The organism is Vibrio sp. V43_P6S15P86 (genome assembly GCF_009904725.1).
Taxonomy (GTDB): Bacteria; Pseudomonadota; Gammaproteobacteria; order Enterobacterales; family Vibrionaceae; genus Vibrio; species Vibrio diabolicus.
Window position 1 is genome coordinate 1 of sequence record NZ_WXWT01000193.1, and the last position, 8,265, is coordinate 8,265.

The 8,265-nt window shown below is 44.5% G+C and carries 8 protein-coding genes; 4 read left to right on the forward strand and 4 right to left on the reverse strand.

Annotated elements, in window-relative coordinates; translation table 11 throughout:
- Nucleotides 1-181 precede the first annotated feature (181 nt).
- Genes CAG69_RS08290 through CAG69_RS08300 form a run of 3 tightly spaced genes read left to right on the forward strand, consistent with a single transcriptional unit; the run spans nucleotide 182 to nucleotide 2,912 of the window.
- Nucleotides 182-409, forward strand: a complete 228-nt coding sequence (locus CAG69_RS08290; RefSeq protein ID WP_005382190.1) for a FeoA family protein — start codon at nucleotides 182-184, stop codon at nucleotides 407-409.
- Nucleotides 409-2,685: a Fe(2+) transporter permease subunit FeoB gene (feoB, locus tag CAG69_RS08295; RefSeq protein WP_161443659.1), complete on the forward strand. Its 2,277-nt coding sequence runs from the start codon at nucleotides 409-411 to the stop codon at nucleotides 2,683-2,685. The genes CAG69_RS08290 and feoB overlap by 1 nt, the downstream gene beginning before the upstream one ends.
- Entirely contained in the window at nucleotides 2,682-2,912 is a 231-nt protein-coding gene (locus CAG69_RS08300; RefSeq protein WP_005396058.1) for a FeoC-like transcriptional regulator, read from the forward strand. Before feoB ends, CAG69_RS08300 begins: the two co-directional genes overlap by 4 nt.
- A gap of 93 nt (nucleotides 2,913-3,005) precedes the next feature.
- Here CAG69_RS08300 and CAG69_RS08305 read toward each other — a convergent pair whose 3' ends face one another.
- Nucleotides 3,006-3,434: an HIT family protein gene (locus tag CAG69_RS08305; RefSeq protein WP_012842045.1), complete on the reverse strand. Its 429-nt coding sequence runs from the start codon at nucleotides 3,432-3,434 to the stop codon at nucleotides 3,006-3,008.
- 126 nt (nucleotides 3,435-3,560) lie between these two features.
- Nucleotides 3,561-5,294 carry an arginine--tRNA ligase gene (gene argS, locus CAG69_RS08310; RefSeq protein WP_161443661.1) on the reverse strand — a complete coding sequence of 578 codons (1,734 nt, stop codon included), beginning with the start codon at nucleotides 5,292-5,294 and terminating at the stop codon, nucleotides 3,561-3,563.
- Nucleotides 5,295-5,514: 220 nt separating this feature from the next.
- Here argS and CAG69_RS08315 point away from each other — a divergent pair, with 220 nt between their 5' ends.
- Nucleotides 5,515-6,111 (forward strand): VOC family protein, encoded by a 597-nt coding sequence (locus CAG69_RS08315; RefSeq protein WP_161443663.1) that lies wholly within the window; start codon nucleotides 5,515-5,517, stop codon nucleotides 6,109-6,111.
- Nucleotides 6,112-6,183: 72 nt separating this feature from the next.
- Here the strand turns inward: CAG69_RS08315 and CAG69_RS08320 are convergent, their stop codons facing one another.
- Complete coding sequence (locus CAG69_RS08320) at nucleotides 6,184-6,552, reverse strand: hypothetical protein (protein ID WP_139059964.1); 369 nt, start codon at nucleotides 6,550-6,552, stop codon at nucleotides 6,184-6,186.
- A gap of 4 nt (nucleotides 6,553-6,556) precedes the next feature.
- Nucleotides 6,557-8,170, reverse strand: coding sequence for a serine protease (locus CAG69_RS08325; protein WP_053807101.1), 1,614 nt, complete (start codon nucleotides 8,168-8,170; stop codon nucleotides 6,557-6,559).
- Nucleotides 8,171-8,265: the final 95 nt, after the last annotated feature.

Genomic DNA, 8,265 nt, shown 5'->3' on the forward strand with positions numbered 1-8,265 from the left:
AATTGTTAATTTTGACGTAAATAACGAGAGGAAATTTACGGAGTTGACGTTTGAAAGCATGAAAACATTTATGAAATCTTTGATTTCACACAAGGATTGAAGGGTTATAGGAGAGTAATATTGGCAGCCTAAACTTATTAAATAATAATATTTCTCATTAGCAATACTCTTAAGGGCCACTATGAAGTTATCAGAGATTAATCCTGGCGATACGGTGACGATTCGGTTGTTAGATGGTCTTTCATCAGATATCAGAAAGAAACTCATGGTAATGGGGCTGCTTCCCAATACAGAAGTCAAAGTGATTCGACGTGCTCCAATGGGCGATCCTTTACAAGTCGAAGTCCGTGGTGTGTCTGTCGCCTTGCGAGAAACCATTGCTCAGAAAATTGAAGTGGAGCGAGTGTAATGCAATATCAAGTGCTTACCGTAGGTAATCCTAATAGTGGTAAAACGACGCTATTTAATGGTTTGACTGGCGCAAAACAGCAAGTTGGTAACTGGGCAGGCGTCACCGTTGAAAAGAAAACGGGACAATTCAAACATGCGGGTGACGAGTTTTTGCTCACTGACCTTCCTGGCATTTACTCGTTAGACAGTGGTAATGATAGCAATAGTATTGATGAATCCATTGCATCGCGTGCGGTTCTAACTCATCCTGCCGACCTCATTATCAACGTGGTTGATGCCACGAGTTTAGAGCGCAGCTTATATATGACGTTACAACTTCGCGAACTTGGCCGTCCTATGATTGTTGTTCTCAACAAAATGGATGCGCTAAAACGTGAACGTCAAATGATTAACGTTTCAGAGCTTGAGAAAACGTTAGGTTGTCCTGTAGTAAGTTTATCTGCAACCAATAAAACTCAAGTTGCAGAGTTTAAAGAAAAACTTCATAAGTCCATTGTTCAAGGGGTCGCGCTTAAAGAGTTATCTTTGCATTACGGTGAAAAGATGGAGTCGGCGATTCAAACCGTTTCCGCACTTTTTAACGATCAAACCGTCGCCCATCGTGCATTAGCGATTCGTGCGCTTGAAAAAGACACGATGGTTCTCAATAGCCTTTCCGATATTGATAGAAGCAAAGTGTTGGAAGTCACTGCGACTTTAGACTTGGATATCGATTTGCATGTCGCGGATACCAAGTACACATACCTGCATGAACAGTGTAAAAAAGTTCGCCGAAGCGAAGGCAAGCTAAGCCGTAGCGTGACTGAAAAACTCGACCAGTTTATTTTGAACAAGTGGATTGGGATCCCATTCTTCTTTGTGGTTATGTACTTGATGTTTATGTTCTCGATTAACATCGGTAGTGCATTTATCGACTTTTTTGACATTGGTGTAGGCGCATTGCTGGTTGATGGTGGACACCACTTATTAGATGGTCACCTCCCCGTATGGCTAGTTACGGTGATTGCTGATGGTTTAGGCGGCGGTATTCAAACAGTTGCGACCTTTATCCCGGTCATAGCGTGTTTGTACTTATTCCTTGCTGTGCTTGAGAGCTCGGGTTACATGGCACGCGCTGCGTTTGTGCTTGATAAAGTGATGCAGAAAATCGGCTTGCCGGGTAAAGCGTTTGTCCCTTTGGTTCTTGGTTTTGGCTGTAACGTTCCGTCGATCATGGCAACGCGCACGCTAGACCAAGAGCGTGAGCGCAAGTTGGCTGCGTCGATGGCACCGTTTATGTCATGTGGTGCTCGCTTACCTGTGTACGCTTTATTTGCTGCCGCTTTCTTCCCAGGCTCTGGTCAAAACATTGTGTTTGCACTTTACCTACTTGGTATTGTCGCCGCGGTGTTTACCGGTTTGTTCCTCAAGCACACGCTGTATCCTGGCAGCAGTGATAGCTTGGTGATGGAAATGCCTGACTATGAGCTTCCAACGTTGCAGAACGTCGTGATCAAAACTTGGCAAAAACTTAAGCGTTTTGTATTGGGGGCAGGTAAAACCATCGTAGTGGTTGTTGCTATCTTGAGCTTCCTCAACTCGCTAGGAACTGACGGTACATTCGGTAATGAAGACAGTGATAAATCGGTTCTATCAAAAGCCGCTCAGGTTGTGACGCCAGTGTTTGCACCAATTGGTATTCAAGAGGATAACTGGCCAGCAACGGTTGGTATTATTACTGGTATCTTCGCGAAAGAGGCAGTCGTGGGCACATTGAACAGCTTATATACTACGCCAACCGATGGAGAGGATGCAGAATTTGATCTTATGGGTAGCCTAGAAGAAGCGGTGATGAGCATTCCTGAAAACCTAGCAGGGCTGAGCTATTCTGATCCTCTGGGGATTGACGTCGGTGATTTAGCAGATTCTCATGCAGTCGCAGAGGAGCAAGAAATTGATGAATCGATCTTTGGTAACATAAAAGAGAAATTTGTTTCTGGTCATGCTGCTTTTGCGTACCTAGTTTTTATCTTACTTTACACTCCTTGTGTGGCTGCGATGGGTGCCTATGTTCGAGAATTCGGCAATAACTTTGCGCGCTTTATAGCGGTATGGACAATGGGGCTCGCGTACTTGAGTGCGACTTTCTATCATCAGCTTATGCATTTCGCTGATAGCCCTATCACCAGCGGCGTTTGGATTGCCACAATTATTGCGATTTTCTTTGGCACGTACCGCGTTTTCAAGCGCGTAGGCAAGAAACATCAAGGTGAGTTTGAGGCGCAAGTCGTATGATTTTAAAAGAGCTTTATCAATATATTGCCGAAAAAGGAACGGTTTCCCAATCTGAGCTAGCAAAACAGTTCGGAATGAGTGAAGACGGTGCAGACGCCATGTTAAGTGTATGGATTAACAAAGGTCGCATTTCTCGCTTGGTAGATACAAATAAAGCTCATCATATAACGCGAATACGCTATGCAGTCACGAAGCACGATGGTTTGTCACTTACCGTAACCATGTAGTAGGAGCAATGAACCATCGCGCACAAACAACAAAGCCGCATCAGCAATGATGCGGCTTTTTACTTTCTACCTGAATTAAAAGTTATATAACGGTTACGCTTTACGGAAGATAGAGCTTAACGACAACACATTACGAATTCGGTTAAGAATCTCTTCTTGTTCTTCGTCAGTACGAAACTCTCCTTTTGTATTCCCCCAAACTGGTCCTGGCCATGCCATATCGTCTTTAAAGCGCGCAATATGGTGAATGTGTAGCTGTGGCACCATGTTACCTAGGGCGCCAAGGTTTAACTTGTCTGGGCGGAATGTCGCTTCGAGTGCTTGGCTTACCGCTTGAGATTCTAGCAAAAACTGTTGTTGCTCTTGCATTGGCAAGTGGTGTAGCTCTTTCAAATTTTCGCGTTTAGGCACCAAGATAACCCATGGCACAGCATTATCTTTATGAAGAAGCGCGACGCAAAGTGGGAAGTGACCAATCACCGAAGTGTCTTTTGCCAATTGAGGATGAAGTTCAAAACTCATTATTGCTGTCCGATTAATTTTTAGTTTGAATTAGTATACGACAGATAAAACAAAAGGTTGGCGCTTTCACGTCAACCTTTGTCATCATTTAGCTTGTGCTACTTAAGCTAACTACGTAAAAGCGGATTACATACGCTCTAGAGTATCGATACCCAGTAGAGACAGACCTTGCTTGATGGTCTTCGCTGTTAGCGCAGCTAGTTTCAGACGGCTTTGTTTCACTGCTTCGTCTTCAGCAACTAGGATAGGGCACGCTTCGTAGAAGCTAGAGAACTGACCTGCTAATTCGAATAGGTAGCTACACATGATGTGTGGTTGGCCTTCGCGAGCAACAGATTGCACCGCTTCTTCGAACTGCATAAGTTTAGCAATAAGTGCTTTCTCTTTCTCATCAGTGATTTTGATGTCACCTTGGAGAGCATCCATAGCAACACCAGCTTTAGCGAAAATTGAAGCTACACGAGTGTATGCATATTGCATGTATGGTGCTGTGTTGCCTTCAAACGCTAACATGTTGTCCCAATCGAACACGTAGTCAGTCGTACGGTGTTTAGATAAGTCAGAGTATTTAACCGCTGCCATTGCAACTGTTTTAGAGATCTTCTCTTTTTCGTCTGCATCTAGTTCAGGGTTTTTAGATTCGATCAGCTGTGCTGCGCGAACTTCTGCTTCATCCAGAAGATCTGCCAAACGAACGGTACCACCCGCACGAGTCTTGAATGGCTTTCCGTCTTTACCCAGCATCATGCCGAACGCGTGGTGCTCAAGAGATACAGACTCAGGCACGTAGCCCGCTTTACGAACAATCGTCCAAGCTTGCATTAGGTGCTGGTGTTGACGTGAGTCGATGAAGTAAAGCACACGGTCTGCGCTTAGCTCTTCATAACGATATTTTGCACATGCGATATCTGTTGTTGTGTATAGGAAACCACCATCGCGTTTTTGAACGATAACGCCCATTGGTTCGCCATCTTTGTTCTTGTATTCATCTAGGAATACAACTTGCGCGCCATCATCTTCAACGGCAAGACCTTGTTCTTTTAGGTCCGCAACGATCTTAGGAAGCATGTCGTTGTACATGCTTTCGCCCATGACGTCGTTACGAGTCAGTGACACGTTTAGACGGTCGTAGTTGCGCTGGTTTTGGATCATGGTTACATCAACGAGTTTTTTCCACATTTCTGCACAGTACTCGTCACCGCTTTGCAGTTTTACCACGTAGTTTCGCGCCTTTACTGCGAACTCTTCATCTTCATCGTACAGCTTTTTAGACTCACGGTAGAAGCCTTCAAGGTCCGCAAGTTCCATAGAAACTTCGCCAGACTCTTGTTGTACACGCTCAAGGTTTGCGATAAGCATTCCGAATTGAGTACCCCAGTCGCCGATGTGGTTCGCACGGATCACTTTGTGACCTAGGAACTCAAGCGTACGTACTACTGCATCACCGATGATGGTTGAACGTAGGTGACCAACGTGCATTTCTTTTGCTACGTTTGGTGCAGAGTAGTCGGCAACGATGGTTTGTGCTTCTTCTTTAGCTACGCCAAGACGCTCGTCTTTTAGCGCCGCGTCGGCTTGTTTCGCAAGGAACTCTTCGCTTAGGAAAATGTTGATGAAACCAGGGCCAGCGATTTCTGTTTTGCTCGCAATACCATCTAGGTCCAGAACATCCAGTACTTTCTGTGCAAATTCTCGAGGGTTAGTACCCAGTTTTTTAGCAACGCCCATTACGCCGTTTGCTTGGTAATCACCAAATTGTGGCTTTGCTGATTGGCGAACGGCTGCAGGACTGCCTGCAGGTGCGCCAGCGGCTTCTAGAGCCTGAGATACTTTGTCATTAATAAGTGCTTGGATATTCACACGCGTTTCCTTCAATTCAAGGACAAAGAACTCGGCAAAATGTACGCCGAGCTCTGTTAGAGTTCACAAAAATGGGGCTAATCATAACAACTTTATTGCTTTTCATACAGAGATGAATAGGCGAAATTTTTACTTTTTCGATTGAATGGAAATGTGGTTTGGTTTGCGTTTACTATTGCGCTCAGAGTAATGAGATAAATCGCCCCAAAAGAGAGCCACAATGACGACTCAACTAGTTGAAAAACGCCTAGCGCCTGAATTGATGATCCAAGATCTGGATGCATTTATGGCGAAGATTGAAGAGCTTGCATCCCTGTTAAAACTGGATCTGAGCTTTGCTCAAGCTGACCATATTGCGCTGCGAATTAATGATACTGAAACAGCGAAAGCCGCGCATGAAGCATGGAATCAATACGGTAAGGTGATTTCACAAGCGAAAATAAACGGTCGCCCAATCATCGTTATCGAATTCGACAAAGCGTTGGAAAGCCGTGGCTGGAAGATTGAGTGTCTGGAGCTGCCATATCCTGCGGAAGGCAAAATCTACCCAACTGAAAGCTGGGAACATGTGGAGTTTGTGATTCCGTCTCATGCCGAAACCGCAGATGAGTTTCTTGCTGATTTGAAACACACTTACCCAGCGTTTGGCGCGCGTTTTGATGAGTTAAAAGAACTGGGTGTGAAGATCAAATTGTCGAGCCCGAAAGGGGAAGGCGAACGCTTGAACAACCCAACCGTGGCGTTTAAGTACCAAGGCATTTGTATCAAGCTGCACCCGCATTCACTTAAGCGTATTGTGGAGTCTGAGCAGGCGTAAAACGCTAGAGTGAGAATTGCTGAGTTGCGAGAGGCAAAAAGGGAGCCGAGGCTCCCTTTCGTAAGCGAATCACTATTTAGCCGGTGACTTGCTTTTTGGGTTGGTAATGGAAAGTTTTTTGCCTTTCAACTCTTCATCTAGAGTTAGTGTGAAAGTCTTTGGAAACGGCATTCGTTTACAATGATCCACTTTGTTCCTGACGATTGTGAGTAGGGCTTCCGTTGAAGAGTTTTGCTCTATTTTTAAGCTAAAGTCATCGTTCTTACTGCAGCCATTAGACTCGGCGATAAATGAAATTTGACTATCGCTAGCTTGGTACGCTTCTACCATGATTGCTTGGTGTTCTGACTCTTGACCTTGCTGCATTTCTGTATTTGCCGAGCAAGCGACTAAGCTGATTGAGCTCAAACCAAGCAGCATTGTTTTGAGTATATATTGCATCTTGTTATCCTTTTTTGCGACGTAGGAAAGGACCTGCAGCTAGCAACATTAATAGGCTAATTGAGAAGCTGCCGCCTGAACTCGATGTTTTGGTTACGCTGCTCTCGCTAGTGTTATCTGAACTAACTGACATCTTGATATTGCGAATATACGCTTGCGCGCTGTAAATGCCACTCGAACGCGGGGTTTTGAGGTATGCAAACGTTATTGTATTAGATGTTTTGTGAAGATCGATCTGGAGCTCTTCATAATCGAGGCGTTGGTTGGTGATATGGTTAAATTGACCATTAACTAAGATGGCAAAGTGATCAAAGCCATCGGACATTACTTTTAGATCCATTGTAAGTTTGCCCTTCGGAAGATCGGTCAAAACTAGCTCAGATACCCCAGCATAAGTTCCCATATCTGCAGATTGAAGTTCACCATTTTCAGCCGTCCAAGCGTATTCACTGGTATAAACATTGACGTCTGCTAGCGGAACGGCATTACGCACTGAGCTGTTCGCTTTATCTACACCTCTATACTTAAAAGTTGTTGTAAGTTTGGACAGCTTCGGATGATCGGTAAAGAGCTCTAGCGTTTCTACCGACTCCGAATAGCTAGGTTGGTAGCCCACGGTAACTTGGCAGCTTTGAGAAGGTTTTAAGGTACCAGTACAAGTGCTTTCATTGACAGTGATCCCGCTTGATATTATACCTCCGTAAAAGTTGAACGGGGTAGTATCGTCATTACGAATAGTAAAGGTCTCTTGCTGCGCTTTTCGCTCAACGAAATGAAGATCTCGATACTGAGTGTAGCTGATAGTATTACGATGACTATCTATCCAGCCGTTATGCTGAAAATGAGCGACGTTTGCATAAACACCATAAGCATTTGGTTGAGCACATCCATCCCCCCAACTGACTACGCCTAGTAATTTGTTGATGCCGTTATCATCAACGATGAGCGGACCGCCGCTATCTCCTTGGCAGCTATCTTTACCTCCCCAATAGTATCCGGCGCAAATGCCGTCATCTGATACATTAGAGTAATTTCCCGATAGGTTTTGGCAGGTTGCTCGATCTACGTATTCCAAATCAACTTGTTGTAAAACGGTTGGGTATACTCGGTCTGTCGTGGACGTATTTCCCCATCCAGCCACGTGCAACTTATCTCCTACGCGTACACTATCCAAAAGCTCTGGCGTTGCCAAATCGATAGTCGCGCTATCGACATTACGCTCTAATTCGATAAGAGCGATGTCATTGTTCGTTGTATTACTGTTATATGCAGTATGCGAGTAGATATTGTTAACCGCGATGCGCTGCGCGTGAGACTCGTTGTTTTGATCATAAAGACCAAGAGCGATATCAATATCGTCCGCATTAAGACCTTCCACACAGTGCGCAGCAGTTAATACGTATTTTCCACCAAGGAAACTACCGCCACAGAAGTGACCAATAGATGTTGGCTGTCCTTTACGGACCAGTGAAGCAATAAACTTCCAGTCGGAAGTATTAGCTGGCTCGCCGCCAATAATGCGAGTGGATACATCATTCTGAACAGGCTTAAGAGTATCTGCGATTGTGGTTGCTGGCAAAGTCAGCCCAATCAGAAAAGCCACTAACGTTTTTTTCATTTTAATTCCGTAATATTAACGTGGTTTATTATAAGGGGACCAAATGATAAACGGAATCATTCTCTCAGTAAATAGTTGTAGAGAAATGAAAAATT

Bases quoted from the DNA above. Each gene is read 5' to 3' on its own strand.
- CAG69_RS08315 (WP_161443663.1), top strand. From the start codon at position 5,515: ATGACGACTCAACTAGTTGAAAAACGCCTAGCGCCTGAATTGATGATC.
- CAG69_RS08325 (WP_053807101.1), bottom strand. From the start codon at position 8,170: ATGAAAAAAACGTTAGTGGCTTTTCTGATTGGGCTGACTTTGCCAGCA.
- CAG69_RS08300 (WP_005396058.1), top strand. From the start codon at position 2,682: ATGATTTTAAAAGAGCTTTATCAATATATTGCCGAAAAAGGAACGGTT.
- feoB (WP_161443659.1), top strand. From the start codon at position 409: ATGCAATATCAAGTGCTTACCGTAGGTAATCCTAATAGTGGTAAAACG.
- CAG69_RS08305 (WP_012842045.1), bottom strand. From the start codon at position 3,434: ATGAGTTTTGAACTTCATCCTCAATTGGCAAAAGACACTTCGGTGATT.
- CAG69_RS08290 (WP_005382190.1), top strand. From the start codon at position 182: ATGAAGTTATCAGAGATTAATCCTGGCGATACGGTGACGATTCGGTTG.
- CAG69_RS08320 (WP_139059964.1), bottom strand. From the start codon at position 6,552: ATGCAATATATACTCAAAACAATGCTGCTTGGTTTGAGCTCAATCAGC.